The organism is Cysteiniphilum sp. JM-1 (genome assembly GCF_008711525.1).
Classification (GTDB): Bacteria; Pseudomonadota; Gammaproteobacteria; order Francisellales; family Francisellaceae; genus Caedibacter.
Map to the genome: position 1 here is coordinate 41,352 of NZ_VXKS01000010.1, position 19,687 is coordinate 61,038.

At 38.5% G+C, this 19,687-nt stretch carries 17 protein-coding genes; 4 read left to right on the forward strand and 13 right to left on the reverse strand.

What is annotated here, in order from left to right:
• Window positions 1-4: 4 nt before the first annotated feature.
• A complete protein-coding gene (locus F3D68_RS06050; RefSeq protein ID WP_151193553.1) occupies window positions 5-2,068 on the forward strand; it encodes a UvrD-helicase domain-containing protein in 2,064 nt (687 codons plus the stop codon).
• Here the strand turns inward: F3D68_RS06050 and F3D68_RS06055 are convergent.
• Window positions 2,061-2,828, reverse strand: a complete 768-nt coding sequence (locus F3D68_RS06055; RefSeq protein WP_151193554.1) for an ABC transporter ATP-binding protein — start codon at window positions 2,826-2,828, stop codon at window positions 2,061-2,063. The two genes, F3D68_RS06050 and F3D68_RS06055, sit on opposite strands and share 8 nt — an antisense overlap.
• A 249-nt stretch (window positions 2,829-3,077) precedes the next feature.
• Between F3D68_RS06055 and F3D68_RS06060 the strand changes: the two genes are divergently transcribed.
• The 3 genes from F3D68_RS06060 to hslR all read left to right on the forward strand — a co-directional run bounded on the left by F3D68_RS06060 (window position 3,078) and on the right by hslR (window position 5,436).
• Complete coding sequence (locus F3D68_RS06060) at window positions 3,078-3,419, forward strand: ArsR/SmtB family transcription factor (RefSeq protein WP_117001272.1); 342 nt, start codon at window positions 3,078-3,080, stop codon at window positions 3,417-3,419.
• A 224-nt stretch (window positions 3,420-3,643) separates the two neighbouring features.
• The gene (gene gorA / locus F3D68_RS06065) at window positions 3,644-5,011 is read left to right on the forward strand and encodes a glutathione-disulfide reductase (RefSeq protein WP_151193555.1); all 1,368 of its coding nucleotides are present in this window, start codon (window positions 3,644-3,646) and stop codon (window positions 5,009-5,011) included.
• Window positions 5,012-5,043: 32 nt separating this feature from the next.
• Window positions 5,044-5,436 carry a ribosome-associated heat shock protein Hsp15 gene (gene hslR, locus F3D68_RS06070; RefSeq protein ID WP_151193556.1) on the forward strand — a complete coding sequence of 131 codons (393 nt, stop codon included), beginning with the start codon at window positions 5,044-5,046 and terminating at the stop codon, window positions 5,434-5,436.
• Here the strand turns inward: hslR and F3D68_RS06075 are convergent.
• From F3D68_RS06075 to F3D68_RS06130, 12 genes are all read right to left on the reverse strand, one after another.
• Window positions 5,415-6,158: a copper homeostasis protein CutC gene (locus tag F3D68_RS06075; RefSeq protein WP_151193557.1), complete on the reverse strand. Its 744-nt coding sequence runs from the start codon at window positions 6,156-6,158 to the stop codon at window positions 5,415-5,417. The genes hslR and F3D68_RS06075 overlap by 22 nt on opposite strands.
• 39 nt (window positions 6,159-6,197) lie before the next feature.
• A complete protein-coding gene (gene speB / locus F3D68_RS06080) occupies window positions 6,198-7,169 on the reverse strand; it encodes an agmatinase (protein WP_151193558.1) in 972 nt (323 codons plus the stop codon).
• Between the two features lie 15 nt (window positions 7,170-7,184).
• The gene (locus F3D68_RS06085) at window positions 7,185-7,811 is read right to left on the reverse strand and encodes a zeta toxin family protein (RefSeq protein WP_151193559.1); all 627 of its coding nucleotides are present in this window, start codon (window positions 7,809-7,811) and stop codon (window positions 7,185-7,187) included.
• 21 nt (window positions 7,812-7,832) lie between these two features.
• The gene (locus F3D68_RS06090) at window positions 7,833-8,477 is read right to left on the reverse strand and encodes an O-methyltransferase (RefSeq protein WP_151193560.1); all 645 of its coding nucleotides are present in this window, start codon (window positions 8,475-8,477) and stop codon (window positions 7,833-7,835) included.
• Window positions 8,474-9,850 carry an RNA-binding domain-containing protein gene (locus F3D68_RS06095; protein ID WP_151193561.1) on the reverse strand — a complete coding sequence of 459 codons (1,377 nt, stop codon included), beginning with the start codon at window positions 9,848-9,850 and terminating at the stop codon, window positions 8,474-8,476. Before F3D68_RS06095 ends, F3D68_RS06090 begins: the two co-directional genes overlap by 4 nt.
• Window positions 9,847-11,970: an AAA family ATPase gene (locus F3D68_RS06100; RefSeq protein ID WP_224728252.1), complete on the reverse strand. Its 2,124-nt coding sequence runs from the start codon at window positions 11,968-11,970 to the stop codon at window positions 9,847-9,849. The genes F3D68_RS06095 and F3D68_RS06100 overlap by 4 nt, the downstream gene beginning before the upstream one ends.
• Window positions 11,971-12,045: 75 nt before the next feature.
• Window positions 12,046-12,582, reverse strand: coding sequence for a methylated-DNA--[protein]-cysteine S-methyltransferase (locus tag F3D68_RS11490; RefSeq protein WP_151193562.1), 537 nt, complete (start codon window positions 12,580-12,582; stop codon window positions 12,046-12,048).
• A 157-nt stretch (window positions 12,583-12,739) separates the two neighbouring features.
• Window positions 12,740-14,830, reverse strand: a complete 2,091-nt coding sequence (gene dinG, locus F3D68_RS06110) for an ATP-dependent DNA helicase DinG (protein WP_151193563.1) — start codon at window positions 14,828-14,830, stop codon at window positions 12,740-12,742.
• Window positions 14,827-16,644: a single-stranded-DNA-specific exonuclease RecJ gene (locus F3D68_RS06115; RefSeq protein WP_151193564.1), complete on the reverse strand. Its 1,818-nt coding sequence runs from the start codon at window positions 16,642-16,644 to the stop codon at window positions 14,827-14,829. The genes dinG and F3D68_RS06115 overlap by 4 nt, the downstream gene beginning before the upstream one ends.
• Window positions 16,644-17,735 carry an AI-2E family transporter gene (locus tag F3D68_RS06120; protein ID WP_151193565.1) on the reverse strand — a complete coding sequence of 364 codons (1,092 nt, stop codon included), beginning with the start codon at window positions 17,733-17,735 and terminating at the stop codon, window positions 16,644-16,646. The genes F3D68_RS06115 and F3D68_RS06120 overlap by 1 nt, the downstream gene beginning before the upstream one ends.
• Window positions 17,736-17,837: 102 nt before the next feature.
• On the reverse strand, window positions 17,838-18,695 hold the full coding sequence (pheA, locus tag F3D68_RS06125; RefSeq protein ID WP_151193566.1) for a prephenate dehydratase: 858 nt from the start codon (window positions 18,693-18,695) through the stop codon (window positions 17,838-17,840).
• A gap of 23 nt (window positions 18,696-18,718) precedes the next feature.
• The gene (locus tag F3D68_RS06130) at window positions 18,719-19,675 is read right to left on the reverse strand and encodes an adenosine deaminase (RefSeq protein ID WP_151193567.1); all 957 of its coding nucleotides are present in this window, start codon (window positions 19,673-19,675) and stop codon (window positions 18,719-18,721) included.
• Window positions 19,676-19,687 lie beyond the last annotated feature (12 nt).

The window sequence follows — 19,687 nt, forward strand, 5'->3', positions numbered from 1 at the left end:
TCAAATGCGTCAATTAAATCCACAGCAACAACAAGCGGTTGAATATATCAGTGGTCCACTCTTAGTACTTGCGGGTGCCGGAAGTGGTAAAACCAGTGTGATTACTGAGAAAATTGCCTACTTAATCCAAAAATGTCATTACAAGGCACATAGTATCTTAGCGGTGACTTTTACCAACAAAGCAGCCAAAGAGATGAAATCACGTGTGCAATCACGCCTTGAAGGTGAGAACACTAGAGGCTTGCGTATTTCAACTTTTCATAATCTTGGGTTAACGCTATTACGTAAGCATCATGCGCTTTTAGGTTATAAAGCCAATTTCACCCTTTTTGATGAGCAAGATGCGATTACATTGATTCATGAGGTTGCTTATAGCGCTTTTCAATCAACCAAACAGGCAGCTGCTGAATTTAAACAGCAAATTTCATTGTGGAAAAATGCACTAATGACCCCGACTGAGATCATGCTGACAGGCAATGATCATTTAAAGCAGGCGCATGAAGTATACATTCAATATCAGAAATATCTTAAAGCCTATAATGCGGTAGATTTTGATGATTTGATTTTCATTCCTGTGCAATTGCTAAAAAAGCATCCCGAGGTTAAAGAGTATTGGCAGCAACGCTTTCATTATGTATTAATCGATGAGTATCAAGACACCAATGAAAGCCAATACAAGTTAATGCAATTATTAGTTTCTCAGCGCCAGCAATTTACCGTGGTCGGTGATGATGATCAGTCGATTTACGCTTGGCGTGGTGCGCGTCCTGAGAATTTATCTCTCTTGCAACAAGATTATCCGAAGCTTAAAGTCGTTAAGCTTGAACAAAATTATCGCTCAAGCGGGCGTATTTTGCATGCGGCTAATACATTAATTGATAATAACCCCCACCTATTTACCAAAAAACTTTGGTCAGCTCATCACTATGGTGAGCCGATTCGTGTATTGGTAACCAAAAGTGAAGAAGATGAAGCACAACGCATTGCCAGTGAAATTATGACGCACAAAGTCAATAATAATACGCATTTTAAAGACTATGCTGTGCTTATTCGTGGCAATCACCAATCATTTTTGATTGAACGTTATTTTCAGCTATATAAAATCCCCTATGCCATTAGTGGTGGCAGTTCATTTTTTGCTAAAACCGAGATTAAAGATGCTTTGGCTTATTTTAAATTGCTTGTGAATGATCAAGATGATTGTGCATTTTTGCGCGTGATCAATACCCCAAGACGCGAAATTGGTCCATCGACACTTGAGAAGCTTGGTGAGTATGCAACATCGCGGCATATCTCATTATTCAATGCAATCGATGAAATGGGTTTAACACAAGTATTAAAACCTATTGCGATTGAAAAGCTTAAAGTCTTTAAACAATTTATTTATGACTATCAGCGTAAAATTAAGGATGTACACCATCTAGCAACGCATTTAATCCATATGATGGAAGCAATCAATTACCATACTTGGCTTGTTGATAATACGAATTCATTGGCGCAAGCGGAAAAACGCTATAAAAACGTACTGGATTTAATTGGTTGGATTTGTGAGAAAAAAGAAGATAGCAATGCTAGCGATATAGCTGATGTAGACGAAACAACAGAAATAGAAAATGTAGAAAACCAGTCCGTAGAGATAAATTTCGCAGACACGATCAATCGGATGTTGTTATTAGACATTATCGATCGTGAACAAGAACAAAAAGAGGATGAAAAAGTCCAAATCCTCACAGTCCATGCCTCAAAAGGTTTAGAATATCCACATGTTTATGTAATGGGTGTTGAGGAAGGCTTATTACCACATCAGCAAAGCATTGATGATAATTTTGTCGAAGAGGAGCGCCGCTTGGCTTATGTTGCCATTACCCGCGCTAAGCATACCTTGACCCTAACCTTGACAAAAATGCGCAAAAAATTTGGCGAAACGATCCCTTCAAAACCCAGTCGGTTTATCGATGAACTGCCACAAGATGACCTGAGCTGGAGTGGTAAATCAGAAAGCACACAAGCTGAAAGAAAGACGCTTGCCAAGAGTAATTTAAGCTTATTAAAGGGGCGTTTTAGCTAATTGTCGTAAACAAAAATGCATCCTCATAAGCTAAATATTTGGCTTTAATTTTAAATGCTTTAGAAAACTCATCATCAAGTATTACTTTTTTTGGCTCATCCATTTTAAGCAATTTGCCGCTATCAATTAAAAGCATTTGATCACAAAATTGAGCTGCTAAATTTAAATCATGCATCACCATAATGACACCTAGATTATGCTGTTTTAATAATTCATCTAAAACTTCAAAAACCTGCGCTTGTTGATAAAGATCTAATCCAGCGGCATGCTCATCTAGTAGCAGCCATTTCTCTTCACTATTATCACCAGCAATAATTTGTAATACGACACGTGCTAAATGAGCCCGTTGTTTTTGCCCACCTGAAAGCGTATGAAAAGGCATGTTTTTTTGTTTAGATAAGCTTAACATTACGCATATCTGATTGATTAGATTTTCTTTACGATTGGGATTTAAGTCATGCGAATAGAGCCCCATGCTCACAACATCATTAACAGTGTAATTAAATAAAACCTGTGTATTTTGCGCAAGATAAGCAAATCTTTGAGCTCGTTTCTTTGGGTTGAGTTTAGCTATATTTTCACCGCCAAGCAAAACTTCCCCCATCATATTTTTTCCAGAAATCTTGGATGATATCACGTCTAATAGCGAAGTTTTGCCAGCGCCATTAACACCGATAACTGCATATTTTTTACCAGATTCAAATGATGCGCTCACATTAAAAATCCTGGCATCTATATTGATATTTCTTAATTCAAGCATGCGCCTCACCTTGCCCAACCACCAAGAGCACCACTATAAAGAAAAGCCCTTAATATAGCAATAAAGCAGCACTCGCATATTCATGTGTTTATATATTTAAATATTCATATATACGTATATTTGAATATATAGATATAAGGATATTTGCAAAAACAGGTATTTATTTATACCTCTATGCATATATTGTTTGACTGCCCTGCCCTCATCGGTAAAAATAGATGTAATTTAAGATGATGAAGGGATATTTTTATGTCGATATTAAAAAACTTAGGCTCAACTTATCAAACGGAACTGTGTTTAAAGGCATTTAAAGCACTGGCTAATCCCGATAGATTTAATATTGCACTATGGTTATTAGAACCTAAAAAGAATTTTTTCTCTGAGAAAATTGATATTGAAAAGGAAGGTGTCACCATTAATATGATTATGCAAAAATTAGACCTTTCTCAGTCTGTCACTTCACAACATATTCAACAACTTCAAGAAGCTGGCATTATTACGTGTGAACGCAAAGCGCAATTTAGAATGTGCAAATTAAATAAGACCTATACGCGCCAGATGTTTGAATCAATTGCCGATATGTTCCAGTAACCTGCCCTTTGATTATCAACGATTAAAATTTATTTTTATCTCTCTTTATTACTGTCTTTAGTCGTCTCTTAACATTATTATTTTATTCATCTGATCTAAACAAACAGTTGTTTTTTATTTTTAGAGTGACTGAAATTATATTGATTAAATGATGGTTACTACTCGTAAATATAGCGCTTGCTAGTTTATACTACTGCCCTACTTTTCATAAAGAGACAAGAAAAATGCAACACTTTGATTTAATTTGTATTGGTGGCGGCAGTGGCGGTATTGCTGCAGGTGTTCAAGCAGCGCGCTTCGGGAAAAAAGTGGCTATTGTTGAAGCAAAAGACCTAGGTGGCACTTGTGTTAATCGCGGATGCGTACCTAAAAAAGCCATGTGGTATGCAGCTAACCTTGCTTCTCGCTTAAAACACGACTATCAAGGCTATGGCTTTGATCTAGATGTTAAAGGCTTTGATTGGCAAATACTTAAAAACAAACGTGAGACTTATATTTCGAATATTCATCAGTTTTATAACAAGCTATTTGACACCCAGAAAATTACCCACTTTAAAGGATGGGGAAAATTCAAAAATAGCAATACTATCATCATTGATAATGAAAATGGAGGCACCGAAATAACTGCTGATTATATCTATGTGTGCCCAGGTGCTTACCCTTTGATTCCAAAGAATATTCCAGGCGCTGAACATGGCATTACCTCGGATGATTTTTTTGAACTTGACACACAACCGCAAAAAGCCGTTATCGTCGGTGGTGGATATATTGGTGTTGAGATTGCCGGTGTTTTTCATGAACTAGGTACAGAAACTCATCTTCTGATTCGTCGTGATAAACCACTTAAAGAATTCGATGAGATGTTAAGTGATGAGCTTCTTAACAGCATGCAAATGTTAAATCTAGATGTAAGAACTCATACCAATATTATCCAGGTAATTAAAAAGTCCAATGGTTTACTGGATATTCATTTAAATAATGATGATGTGCTTTATGATGTTGATTGTCTTGTTTGGGCAACAGGACGTGCCCCACTTACGGCTAATTTAGGATTGGAAAATACAAATGTTAAACTCAATGACAATGGCACTATTATCGTTGATGAGTACCAAACAACAACAGTTTCTCATATTTTCGCCATTGGTGATGCAACAGGAGCTGCACAACTAACCCCGGTTGCAATCGCTGCAGGCAGACGTTTATCCAGACGTTTATTTAATGGTGAAAGCAAACTTAAATTGGACGCACATTTGATTCCTACAGTTGTTTTTTCACATCCAGCAATTGGCACAGTGGGGTTATCTGAAAAAGATGCCAATAATCAGTATGGCAAAGATAATGTCAAAGTCTATCAAAGTAAATTCACCCCGCTTTTTGCTGCGATCTCGGGCTTTAGATTGCCTACCGTGATGAAGCTTATTGTTGCAGGCGCTGATGAAAAAGTGGTAGGTTGTCACTTGATTGGTTTAGATGCCGATGAAATATTACAGGGCTTTGCCGTTGCCATCCAAATGGGTGCCACAAAACAAGACCTTGATAACACCATTGCCATTCATCCAACCAGTGCTGAAGAGCTGGTTACCATGCGCTAATATTACTAAGCTAATTTCTACAAGGATAAAATATGGCAGATGATGTTCGTTTAGACAAATGGTTATGGGCGGCACGTTTTTTCAAAACGCGCCAATTAGCCAAGGATGCTATTGAAGGTGGCAAAGTGCATTACAATGGCGCGCGCTCCAAAGTCAGTAAAAAAGTTGAGATTGGTGCGATACTCACCATTCGTCAAGGCTATGCTGAGAAAGTTGTAACAGTCATCGGCTTATCTGATACGCGAGGGGCGGCAAGTATTGCGCAAACACTTTACAATGAAACTACTGATAGCATTGAGAAACGCGAGCATGAAACAATGCTTAGGAAATTAAACAAAGCTACTCTACCCAATCCAACGAAACCAAATAAAAAAGAACGTCGCCAAATTATGTCTTTTAAGCATCAGCAAGATAGTGGTGATTGATATTGACAAGCTATAGCTGCAATATTTTCTTTAACAATATCCTCATTGGTTACGTTATAACTTAATGAGCTTTTGCTAAAAACACTTTCACCCTTCACATTACTTTTGCTACTTGCAGCTGAGAAATGCACGGCATCAACGCCAACTTTTTTAAAATATGGAATATTACCTTTATTAACACCACCACCTGCCATAATCTCGATTTGACCATGATATTTTTGCACCACTTTGGCAATGTCGTCTAGCCCCATAAATGCTTTACTTTGACCACCAGATGTTAAAATGCGATCAATACCCAGATCGACACATATCTGCACACTGGCAAGATAATCAGGCACCATGTCAATCGCACGGTGAAAAGTAACTTCCAATTGATAAGACCTAGCAAGATCTGTTAAATATTTAGTTGCCGCGATATTAATATGACTGTTTGCATCAAGCGCACCGATAACAACACCATCGGCACCTGATTCATGCATAAGTTTTATCTCTTGAGCCATCATCTTAATTTCAGCCTCGTTATAGCATAAATCCCCTGCGCGCGGGCGAATCATTGTATGACGACGAGCTACTGATTTCTCTTTAGCATATTGCACTAAATAAGGCGCGGGCGTTAAGCCATCTAAACTCAGAGCACTACAAATCTCCAAACGAGTTATCTCGGGAAACTTTGCTACGACATCAACGGATTCAATATTATCCAGACAAATTTCAATATTCATGTTTAATTGCTCTCCCCCACTTTTTGCTTTTACTACCTATTATTGGCTTTCTTGATTAGCTATTTTCTTTTTATCATGTGCTAAAAGACAAATCATGTCACAAGCGACATGTGCCGCAGCAATCGCCGTAATTTCAGCATGATCATAGGCAGGGGCAACTTCAACCACATCAGCACCAATCAAATTTAAACCCGTTAATCCACGCAAAATAGCTAAGCCTTGCGCTGAGCTTAAGCCCCCTGATACAGGGGTGCCTGTGCCTGGTGCAAAAGCCGGATCCAAACAATCAATATCAAAAGTAATATACGTTGGTCTATCACCGACAATCTGCTTTAAACGCTCGATAACTGTTTTAACGCCATGCTCATGAACAAAAGGCGCATCCAGTACATTCATTCCCATAAAGTCTTGATTCCATGTGCGAATGCCTATTTGTGCCGAATGTTTAGGATCAACAATGCCATTTTTAATTGCTTTATAAAACATTGTGCCATGATTCAAGGAATCTTCATCATCATCGCGCCACGTATCACAATGTGCATCAAAATGGATCACTGATAAACCTTTGCCGTATTTTTCAGCCATCGCCTTTAAAATAGGATAGGTAATATAATGATCGCCACCAAAGGTCAATGGAAAGACGTTGTGATCAAGTAAGTTTCTGATATGCGCTTGGATAGCATGAGGTGTCGTCATTGGATTATGTGGATCCAAAAAGCAATCACCATAATCAATCACAGCCAACTCATCAAAAGGATTAAAACCCCATGGAAATGTAGTAAGCTCCGCAAGTTGTACTGATGCTGCGCGTATCGCTCTTGGTCCTAAGCGTGCACCTGAGCGATAGGTAACTGCCAAATCAAAAGGCACACCACTGACAGCAACATCAACATTTGTCAAATCTTTGGTGTAGTTGCGACGCATAAAACTCGTTACCCCACCATAAGTCATCTCAAATTGCGATCCTTTTAGCGCTTTACGCGCAATGGCTGCATCAACTAATTCACTCATTTATGCTCTTTCCTTTTATTGATTAATTTGTCTATAAATACCATTAGCCCAAGGCAATATTTTCTCATATTGAACCGCTTGATCTTGATAACGTGAGAACTGCAAACGATAATAATCCAAGCTGTTATCAATCACATGTAACTCATCAAACAAATGATGATGATTGATGAGATTAGCGACTGATTCATCATAGCGTTTAAGGATAAGCTCAGTAGCAATATCATGCCCTCCCTTTTTCACTCGATGGGCAACACGCTCGATATTTAACTCAACAGATTCCAAGCCCATAAAATAGCATATGGTACGATAACCTTGCTGTTTAGCACGCATGATACGATTTAAAATACTCTTACCTGAAAATGTGCTCTCCATACAAGTATTTAAGCTATTATCAAGTGCAGTTTTATATAAAGTAATCGCTTGCTTTGATGCAAAGATCAATGGATTATCTTTATTTTTTAACATCGCAATACGATTAAGTGCATCAGGATCAATATTCGTTTGGATATTTGATAAATCCAAATAAGCACGTAATGAGCTTTTGCCCGAACCGTTGGCACCCAACAAAAAAATGGCAATAGGTGCATTATCAGCATTGACCTGAATGGATTGCATTACAAAATGGTTAATCGTTGTATTCATCGCATGTACTTTTTTAATTTCTTATTTTTTAATGACTAGATGTAATCCGTGTCTGATTGGCAATATTAAATTATCCACTTGAGGATGACTACAAATATATTGATTAAAATCATCTAATGCCTTGGCGCGCTTATCCACAGGATCAAGCACTTCACCTCGCCATAACACATCATCAACAATGATCATGCCCTTTGCACTTAACTTCGGCAGTAGCAAATCGAAATAGCGCCGTGTTTGCATTTTATCCGCATCAATAAAAGCAAAATCAATATCATCAGGAAGCTTGATTATCGCATCAACAGCCTCTTGAATAAGCATTTTAACTTTATAACCAACGCTGCTTTCCTCAATATACTTACACGCTAACTCATGTCCAGATTGATGTGTGCGATCAATCGTATATATTAAAGCATCATCAGCAGTTGCTTCCGCCATAGCTAGTGCAGACAACCCACTAAAGGTACCCAAATCAACGCATATTTTTGGATTTTGCATTTTGATAAAGAATTGCAAAAGCTTAGTGACAATCGTTTCTGATAACATCTGTGCACCATGTACTGAGCGTTCAGTGTCAGCTTTTAAGTCTTGTAAAAGTGGAGAGTTTGGCTTGGTATGGTCAAGACAATACTGCCAAATAGTTTGTTCTGTAAATTGGTTTTGTTTCATGTCATGATCTCCCAGTAACCACCTTTGGCTGAACCAATCCGCTTGATAACACCTTGCTTTTTAAGACGGCTGATTATTTTCTCCACACCTGAGGTACTTAACCCTGTTTCTTCTGCGATAGCTACTATGCTTATCTTATTGTTATATGAAATCAGTGCTAAAACTTTGCTTTCATTTTCACCCCACTTTTCACCCCACTTTTCACCCCACTTTTCACCCCACTTTTTTACCGGTGTTTTTGTGCTTTTATCGAGACCTTTTTCTTCCAACGAATCAAAATAATCACGATCATAAGGAAAAGCAACCTCCATAAAATTTTCACTAAAATGAAAAACACGTTTTGAATAAGCTTGTAGAATACGATTCATACCAGATCCCAGCTGCTCGACCAGATCAAGGTCTCGATATACTCGCATCAACTCACGATTACGAATCATCGAGCGACCCTTGAAAAACTCAGTTTTACTTAAACCCGACACAAGACCACCGTAAGATGTAATCGTCAAACAATCAGCATAGATTTCGACAACAGGTGTGACTTCGCGAGTATAATCATTATGCACCATAGCATTAATCAACGCCTCTCGAAGAGCCGTTTTATCAATCATATTCTTTTGCAATCGACGTGCTGCACCGGTAATTTTAGTAAAGGTTTTATTCTCAACGACGAGCTTATCTAATACCCGCTCAGTTGCTTTAATCAGTGAGCAATAGCCATATTCTTCATTTTCAATTAGATCAACTTTATTGCTCCCAGCATACTTTGCAACTTTGATTGATACACTGTTTTGATCTGCCAGTAGGTATGCGACATAATTAAACTCGCCATGTGATGTATATAGATCCAGATTCTCCAAAAAGGCATCATTTACCGTAAAACCCTTCTCGTCATAATAAATTTTAAGCTGATGAAAGCTTAAGTTTTTGCGCGGTGAGGGAATATTACGCAATGAATCACGCGCACGTGTAGCGTAAAGCCTTTCAATCATGTCAGTCGTTAATGGTTGTGCTCCGCTACCGACTCGTATATATGCCCCTGACGGTGACATACCATGTTTTTTCAGATAATAAGGCTTCTCTGTTCCGCGAGTGACAATAACTTTAATCACCGATTTTCCATCGAGCGTTTGTGTCACGACATCAAAAAAACCTAAGGTTGTCGGTAAGATATTATTTTTAATTCGATCAATAATGGCTAATTGCAGTTTATCAGGATGCTCCACACCAACAATAGTCCCATTATCTTCAACACCGATGTAAATATCGCCACCTTTTGCAGAGTTTAAAAAGGCAACCACTTCCTTTTCCAGTCTATCGGTAAGCTCGCGCTTAAATTCCGTGGTTTCGTTTTCATATGGGTGGAAGGTGATCATGATTCGGCTAACCTAAAGATTTTGTCACATTCAAACACAATATATTCTGGAATAGTATCAAATTTGGAAGGATCAAGCTGACAGATGAATTCATTCTCGATGTGGTATGTTTCATTGATGAATTTCTGAATGACGGAATTCTTAACATCAAGACCCAATAGGCGGAAAATTTGAAGCTTCTCATAGCTATTATCACAAGTTTCAAATAAGGTTTTAAGTCTTTCAATGCTTTTAAGTTGATCTAAAATATTACGGTATGAAAAGCCATTCAAATCCTTTGATATTTCCTTGCATCCACTATCAAACTTACTTTGTTCCATTTCTGGGTAGTTCCCTACCGGATCTTTTTGCTCGCGTTTGTCAATCCCACGCTCTTTTCCATTCCCTTTGTGAAAAAGGTTTGATAACACCTGATAAGCATCACCCTTATTGTCAATAACTTCAAAATAGCGCCTCAGGTAGATGAGTTTGACAATATCGTCTTTGCCAGAGGCGATGGCGCTTTTACAAATTTGGGAAAATGTCTGTATATCATCCTTGCCTATGTTACATTCCCTTATTTGACCTGCAGCCAATTTTAGAAATGATGCCGATGTCTGATTGCTGAACGTGTGAGACAGTGACTTTATCGTGTCGATGATGGGCTCTACATCATGGGTAAGCATTAGAACAGTTTTATTCTTCAGACATGAGTCGGGTTTCCGGAGAAAGAGCATTTCAAGGATGGCGTATTTTTTGTTTTTATCGAACGATGAAATTGGATCATCCAGAATGATCAGGTCTGGTGTTTTGGATAGACACTCATACATGAAAAGAACGATTGCAAATGCATTTCTCTCCCCAAAGCTGAGGTGCTGGTTGCCACCGCTCAGGTGATCCTTTTGATCAATATGTCGCAGCTTTAGTTGCGCTTGTTCTCCATCACCGACGATCTCAACTGCGTAGCGGTATCCAGCATAGGAGAGAAATTCATTGATGTCTTTCTGATGCCGTTCGATGGTTTCCTTCATCTCGCTTCGCTGTTGATTAATTTTGCCCTGAAGAGCCCCTGCTTGCACGATAACATCATCTATGGAGGCATTAATTGGAGCGATGGCGTCCTGCATTTTGTTTGACTTAAGTTCTGAGAAAAACTGCAAATCCAGTCTGTATGCAGGGAGTTTTTCGGCGACTTTTTCACCGTCATTGAACTGAAACGCGGATAGCGTTCTTAGCTTTTCCAGATTTTCTGTGAAGGTGTCGATTTGTTTTTTCACTGTGGCAAGGGCTTCCTCGTGCTCTTTTTTAAGGCCATCTTTCAACGTTGTGATTGTTGTCAACTTTTCTTTGGCCTCATCAGAAAAGTAGTCGCCCAGCTTTTCAATCACGTCAATGATGGCGATCAGGTTCTTGATGGTGTTTTTGTCATATTCCTGACCGACCTTTTTGATCTGATCTTTTTTATCAGCTGCATGTGAGGTGCAAAAGGGGCAATTATCCGACAGGTCTGCAAAATCGTAGCCTTTAGTTTGCCAATCAATCCAGCCGACACTGTTTTGGCTCTGAATAAACGGAGTGTAGGATTCTAATCCAGCAGGAATATGCTTTATTTTGTTACCAGCAGATAATCCCTTCATTCCGATTGACGATTTGGATAAGCCGGATTTGGTAATCTTAAAGGCATCTCCCATTTCTTTGAGAGTAGTTATCAATGCTTCCAATTCCTGATTCCCAGAAAACAGTTGCTTGATATTGCGGACAAGCTCCTCTATTTCCTTCTCTTTCTTTTTGTAGGCATCGGTTCTGATGAAAATGTCAAAGCTGTTGCTGAGGAGTTCGTTCGGTTTGAAAACAAACTGCCTAACATACTCCTCGTTGAAGCACATGATGTTTCTCAACACATCAGCCCCCTTGACTTCAGGCTGCTTTTTCTCTCGATTTTCTTTTCGGAGTTTGAACGGCATGAGTTCGTTAAACAGATTTTGATCATCTTTAGATCCGAGCAATATCGCCTTGGCAATAGTGCTTTTGCCGGTTCCATTAGGCGCAAATTTGATGTTTAATTTATATTTAGAGATGAAAATCTCTGCATAATCAATGTTGTTACAGTTACTAATTTCAACCTTCATAAAATTACTCATGCGTTCCTCCACTCATACTTTTTTTCAAACGAAAATAATCATAAATAATTATAATTTTAGATACTCATTATACTATTACGATACAGTACCACCCCTCTCAAGCTCCAACAACTTTGCCTTATTATCCAATCCTCCACCAAAGCCGGTTAAACTGCCATTGCTGCCAATGACTCGGTGACATGGCACAATAATTGAAATTGGGTTTAAACCATTGGCAAGTCCAACAGCGCGTGCTTTGTTTTTATCACCCAAGCGTCTTGCTTGCTCGCCATAGCTTATCGTTTTGCCATAAGGGATATTACGAAGCTCTTGCCAGACACTTAGCTGAAAGTCTGTGCCATGCGGGCATAATGGAATACCAAATACTTGACGTTTGCCCTTGAAATATTCAGTCAATTGAGTTTTTGCTTTAACGATTATCGGGTGATCAACATCTTGTTTAAACGCTTGAATCCTACTCTGAAAATCCTCTGATTGCGCCTCATGTTCCCAAAAGACATGATGAAGTCCTTTATTGGATGCAAATAAAATAAGCTCGCCAACGGGTGAATTCAGCTTATCATAGACGGTTTGATCAGGTAGAAGTTTGAAAAATTTCTGAATTCTCTTCATGGTTTTCCCTTTCGTTTTACTATGTAATGAATCAAGAATAAGTTGAGTTTTAATATCCCCCTCACCCGTTCAGCTTAAGCTGAACGACCTCTCCCTCAAGGGGAGAGGTACCAGCTGATGCAACTTATTCATACATCATTACTATGTCACAATTTTATCATTTTACAATTTCAAAATCAGGCAAATTCTCCAAAAGAGCTTTACCATAAAACTTGGTTTTTAAGCGCTTATCCAAAATAATCACCTCACCAATATCCGCCTCTGTACGCACCAAGCGCCCTACCATTTGTGTTAATTTTAGTGATGCTTGCGGCAATGATATATCCATAAATGGTTTGCGCTTAATCGACTCTAACCATTCAGAGCGTGTTTTGTCAATTGGATTGGTTGGCACAGAAAATGGTAATTTGTGAATAATCAATCGTGTTAGATAAGCACCAGGCAAATCAACCCCTTCAGAAAAGCTATCAACACCAAAAATAATCGATGGTTTAAATAGATCTACACGCTTTTTATGAATGGCAATCATTGCCTGTTTTGAGCGATCACCTTGAATAAGCGTTATTTTCTTAAGAGCACTGTTTAAGCGCATATAGACCTTTTCCATTGCATGAATACTGGTAAAGAGCATTAAAGCGCCTTCATGTAAGTCTTTAAAATAGACTTCATTGAGGAGTTTGGCTGTTTCTTCAATATGTTTGTCTTGTTGCGCTGGCTCATATTGCATATCAGCAATAATAAGCTTTGATTTGGAATAATTTAATGGTGAAGATAAAAGCAAGGTTTTGGCTTCTTTTTTAAGGGATGTGGCATTTAAAAAGCGATCAAATTTGCCCAGTGAGCGCACCGTGGCTGAACACATCACCACACCATGTTGTACATTTTGCCAAAAGACTTGTTTTAATAATGAGGCTGCTTCAATCGGTGAGGCATGAATATCATAATCTTGAAAATGAGTTGCCAACATATCCGTTTGCACCTCTTTTACTTCTTTTGCTTCTTTTACTTCCTCTTGTTTAACTTTCTTTTCATGTGGGACAATCCATTTGGCAATTGGCGGCATCGTCGCTTGATTAATCATCAATGACCAGACATTATAAAGATTTTTTGAACGCTCTAACAAAAAGCCGATTTGTGTGAATTGCTTCTCTAAACTGATTGCTGAATGAATCTGACTTTTCTCGGCAAAATCATCAAGTTTCGTTTTGAGCTTATCACACTGATTCATATAAAATGCCGCGCCCTCTTTGATCGATGTGGCAAGCTGAAGCAGCTCATCCGTAATATGGGTCATGCGCCAAACATTTTCTTCTTTTATTGCATGAGCATACATCGGATCAATTAACTGCTGCATTTGAGTGAGCTGCTGAATCAGGTTTTTACGCACCTCTTTCCAATTCTCACGCATGACGCGATCAGCAAGCTCGGAGGGTAGGCCATTTAAGAGTTTATCAACATCATTAATCCATGTTTGCGACCCGAGTAACGAAGCAAAGCCAGAAAGTGATCTTAATGCCCGATCCGGTAAATGATGACACTCATCGATAATGTACAGGCTATCTTCAAATTTAGGTAAAATTGCACCATCCCCCAAATCAAGATGTGACAATAGCAGGCTATGATTGACAACGATAATGTCCACTTTACGCAAGCCTTGGCGCGCGTTAAAAAAAGGACATTCGCGATAACACTCACAGCGGCTAAACGAACACGAGCTGCTGGTGTTATAAATCTCACTCATCAATGCTTTAGAAACCGGTTTCTCCAACAGATCAAAATCGCCATCCCAATCTTTGCTTAAGCGCTGATCGAGCATTTCTGCTTCTTTCTGCAAGTCACTATCATCACTGTCAAAGTGATGCAATTTACGCGGGCATAAATAGCGCGAGCGCCCTTTTGCCAATTGATAACTAAACTCAATTTTATGGTGTTGCATAAGCTGATGAATAAACGGCAAATCTTTATCAATCAGCTGCTCTTGCAACGCTACCGTCGCTGTTGACACAACAATCGATAATTTTTCTTGCCCTTGTTTTGCGCGCACTTCATTGGCTAAAAGCGCACCGAGTAAATAAGCAAAGCTTTTACCGGTTGCCGTTGGCGCTTCAATAACAATTTTTTCATTATTGATCAGTGTCTCTTTGACTGCTTCAATCATTGTCAACTGTGCATCACGCACATATAAACCGGCTTCTTCAAACAGCTTTTTGATATTAAGCTCTGTATGTCCAACACTTTGAGTCGTCATAATATTTGCCTTTGATGCGTCAACTTAGCCAAGTGCACGATCTTTAAGCTCACATAAGTCTGACCATTAAAGTGCTCTTTTGATAAACGATACGCCACTTGGACTTCTTCACCCACTTGAATATCAGCATCATCTAAATACTCATCAGCAAAAAACCAAATGCTTTTAAGTGTTTTACCATGAATGGTAAGCATTAATTGCAGATGTTGGCTTTCTTTTCCCACCCATTTAAAACTATAAATACTTGCCTTGTTACAAAAAACAGGCGCTTCAAACTCGCGACCATAAGGCTCAAGCAAAGCAAATTTTTCAACATGTTTAAGCGTAAACTCCTCAGCAGTTAACTCACCATCACAATAAATAATTGGTGTGGCAGTAATATTATTCTCAGCAATCGCTTTTTGACAGTAATCATTAAAGCTTTGAGAAAATTCTACAAATTTATCTTTGTAAATGGTTAATCCAGCAGCTCCGGTATGTCCACCATATTTGATCAGAATATCTGTCGTATTTTGATAAATAAGATCTAAAACAGCTTTAATGTTTAAGCCATCAATGCTGCGCGCTGATCCCGTGATAATATCATCTTCCCCTTGCTTGGGTGAGAATAAAATCGTCGGCAAGCCAAAACTATCTTTAATGCGACTTGCTGAAATGCCATGCACCCCAGCATGCCCATCATCAAGATAGACACAAATACTTGAGGCACCCTTTGCGTATTGCTTTGAGGCTTCACTCATCGCTTTGGCAGTCATATCTTTTTGAATGGCCTTGCGATGATTGTTCTGCTGCTGCAAGAACTCAACCCATTGTTTGGTTTTTTGATGATCTTCGTTTAATAAGAAACTCACCGAACTTAAGGCATCAGACATACGTCCATCACTATTGAGTAAAGGTGCTATGACAAACCCTAAAAACTCACTATCGACCTTGTGATGAAAATGATCACTAAAACTACTCCAACAGCTACGTGTTAACTGTGAAATTTTGTGCATACCATAATAGGCTACAACACGATTATTTATACTCTTTGCCATGGATACACAGTCAGCAACTGTGCCAACAGCAACAAAATCAAGTAAATCCGTTAACTGGCAGTCACTATTGATCGGTTTTCCTTCAAGTAATAATAGTCTTCTGACCTCTGCCATCAACAACCAAGCCACCATACATCCAGCAATAAAAGGATCATTATACTCACAGCCCTTTTGTGTTGGATTTAACACGGCATAAGCGCTTTGAGGTACCCCTTCTTCAGGAATGGCATGATGATCGGTGACAATCACATCGATATTTTGTGACTTTAATAATGCAATACGCGCTTCATCGGTTGAGCCATTATCGGCAGTGATTATCAATGTCGGACGCATATCATCATCTAAAATACGTTGCGCAAGCTTATCAGATAAGCCATATCCCTCTGCCATTCTATGCCCAATATATGAGCGAATCTTACCAACTGGATGGTTAAAAATATTAGTCAATGCAACATGTAAAATCACATGCGATGTTTGCCCATCACAGTCATGATCGGTTTCAAGTCCAATGACTTCACCACGTTCTAGTGCTTGAATAATACGCTTTGCCGCCTTTGTCGCATCTTTTAATAAATGTGGCGAGGTCAAAAATTTAAGTTTTAGATTAGCAAATTTTAAAGCATGCTCAGGATCATCTATGCGTCGTGCGATAATGCTCGCAATAAAGCTATCCACCTTATTTTCCAGTAATACTTGATGCACTTTGCGATGAAAAGGACGCAGTTGAATAGTAACCTCTGGACGCTTTAACCTTTCTTTGAGCCTTACTTCAGCCATTAAGCTTCCTTGGGCTTTTTATTATTGATATTGCGTCGGGTCCACATCTTAACACCCGAGTTAATAAGTGCCGCTAGTGGAATCGCAAAGAACAAGCCCCAAAAGCCCCATATTCCACCGAAGATAAGAACAGCAGCAATGACTGCCACGGGATGAAGGCTTAATGCTTCAGAATATAATAACGGCACCAATAAGTTGCCATCCAAACCTTGAATGATCAAATAAACTAGCAGCATATAGAAAAGCTCAGAGCTAAAGCCAAATTGACTGATTCCAATGAGTACCACAGGAATGGTAACAATCACCATCCCGATATAAGGAATAAATACCGAAAGCCCAACGCAAATGGCTAATAGTAGTGAGTAATTCAAGCCAAAAACGATAAAGCCAATATAGGTAACGACAGTAACAATCAAACATTCAATTGTTTTACCTTTGACATAATTACCCAATTGTGGGCGCACATCTGCCCATACTTCCTCTAATGCACCGCGCTCTTTAGGTAGCATATTGACAAACCATTTACCAATGCGGTTTTTGTCTTTCAAAAAGAAAAATGCTAACAATGGCACGATAAATAAGTACACCAGCCAAGTAAATATACTTGATAGAGAAGCTAGAGAAAATTTAAGTAGATATTGACCAATACCGGCAATTTTATCCATCTTAATATTTGAGATCGTGCTAACCGCATCTTTGATTTGTTCAGGTGTAATGATCGTTGGATATTTTTTAGAAAGCTCCAATAAACTCGCATGTAGATTATTAATTTGTTGCGGAATACTTTGCACAAATTGCCCTGCTTGATGCATTAATGCTGGAAGCACAAATAGTAATAACATAATCACTAACGCAATAAAAATTAAGAAAACGATATAAACAGACAAATTGCGGTTTAATTTTAATTTTTTTGACAAAAAAGAAACAATGGCTTCTAATAAATATGCAATGACAACACCGGCTAAAATTGGTGCTAATAAATTACCAAAAAAGTTAATAATGAGTACCGCAATAACCGTTACAACAATAAAGACGGCAGGTTCATTACTATCAAATTTTTTCTGATACCACTGCCTTAAATACTTAATCAAAGGAATTACCTATTTGTAAGATTCAATGACAAACGATTGTATACAAATTATCGTGTTTTTTATAGTGTTTCATGATTGCAAATACGAGTGAATTTTTAAGATTTACAGCGTGATCGATTGATAGCACCCTAAGTTCTTCAAAAATGAAGTCTTCTTTAAAATTGCTAATAAGGCAGCTTGTACATTTTGCTGTTCTTCATGACCTTCAAAATCGACAAAAAAACTATAATCCCAAGCACGCGAGCGTGATGGCCTGGATTCAATCTTACACATATTGATATTGTGCTCTGACAAACAGGCAAGTACTTGCACTAATGCATTGGGTTTATGCAGTGTCGTAAAGATAATTGATGATTTATAGAGCTCATTCTCTGCATAAGGCATATTTAACGCATCACGCCCCAATAAGAAAAATCGCGTGAAGTTAAACGGCTCATCTTCAAAATGCTCTTTAATGACTTTTAACGAATAGGTTTGTGCGGCTAACTTACTAGCAATCGCCGCCTGCGTTAGAATCTCTTTTTCAGCGATGTATTTAGCAGCTCCGGCGGTATCAACAAAACTTTTAGGGGATAAATGCATGCGTGCAATATTATTCTGACACTGTGCCAAGGCTTGTGGATGTGAACGTACTAAGTCGATATTATCAATATCTGCATTAGGATGGATCATCAAACAATGCTCAACCTTTAGAATGACTTCATGCTGAATGCGTAGATTGTATTTAATGAGCTCATCATAGGCAGGAATCACACTGCCAGCAATTGAGTTTTCCACGGGAATCATTGCAAAGTCAGCTTTTTTCTCAGCAACCATCTCGAGTGCTTCGGCAAATGAGCCACAGGCTAAAGTTTCAATCGCACTTTGCTCGTTTTTCTTATTTTGCGTTTGATAAAACTTATGAATTGCCTGTTCTGAATAAGCACCCTTTTCCCCCTGGAAAGATATCACTAAACTCATATTAACCCCCTTTGTAATAATGCTTAAACAAACCGAGCATTCAGGCTGTTATCAATTAACTGTTGAATTTCTGCAGTACCTAACTTTAAACCGTCAATCAGTTCAATATAGTTCTGATTAACATAACCACCAAAATATGCCGGATCATCGGAGTTAATTGTTACTTTAATGCCTTTATCTAACAAAATTCGCGCCGGATGATCGACTAAGTTTGGTACTACTTTTAAAGCTTTATTTGATAATGGGCACATCGTAAGTGCGATATTATCTTTTGCAATGCGTTTTATCAATGCATCATCAGTTAAGATCGCATTACCATGATCAATGCGCTCAACCCCTAGGATATCCAAGGCCTGCCAAACATACTCATCAGGTCCCTCTTCACCAGCGTGAGCAACTAAATGAAGCTTCTCTTTACGTGCTAATTCAAAGAGATTTTTAAACTTCTCTGGTGGATTGCCAAGCTCCGAGCTATCCAGACCAATACCAATAAAATTATCACGATATTCCATTAATTGATCAAAGGTGTTTAAAGCATCTTTTTCTGATAAATGACGCAAAAAACACATGATTAATTGCGTATCTATGTTTAGCTCAACTCGCGCTTTTTTGACGGCACGATTAACGCCATCAAAAAGGGTTGCAAGTGAAATGCCGCGCGATAAATGCGCCTGCGGATCGATAAAAATCTCAGTATGTGTCACATGATCTTGTTGTGATTTAAGTAAATGAGCATAAGTTAAATCATAAAAATCATCAGCGGTTTGAAGTACAGACATGCCTTGATAATATAGATCCAAGAATTCTTGCAGATTATTAAAGTTATATGCTTTTTTGACTTCTGCTAAATTTTTGTACTTTAGATTAACACCATTTTTTTGCGCCAAATTCAGCATCATATCAGGCTCAAGACTCCCCTCAAGATGCATGTGTAATTCAGCTTTAGGTTGTTGCAATAAGGTTTTGATATCGTGTGACATGGTTTTGTTTTC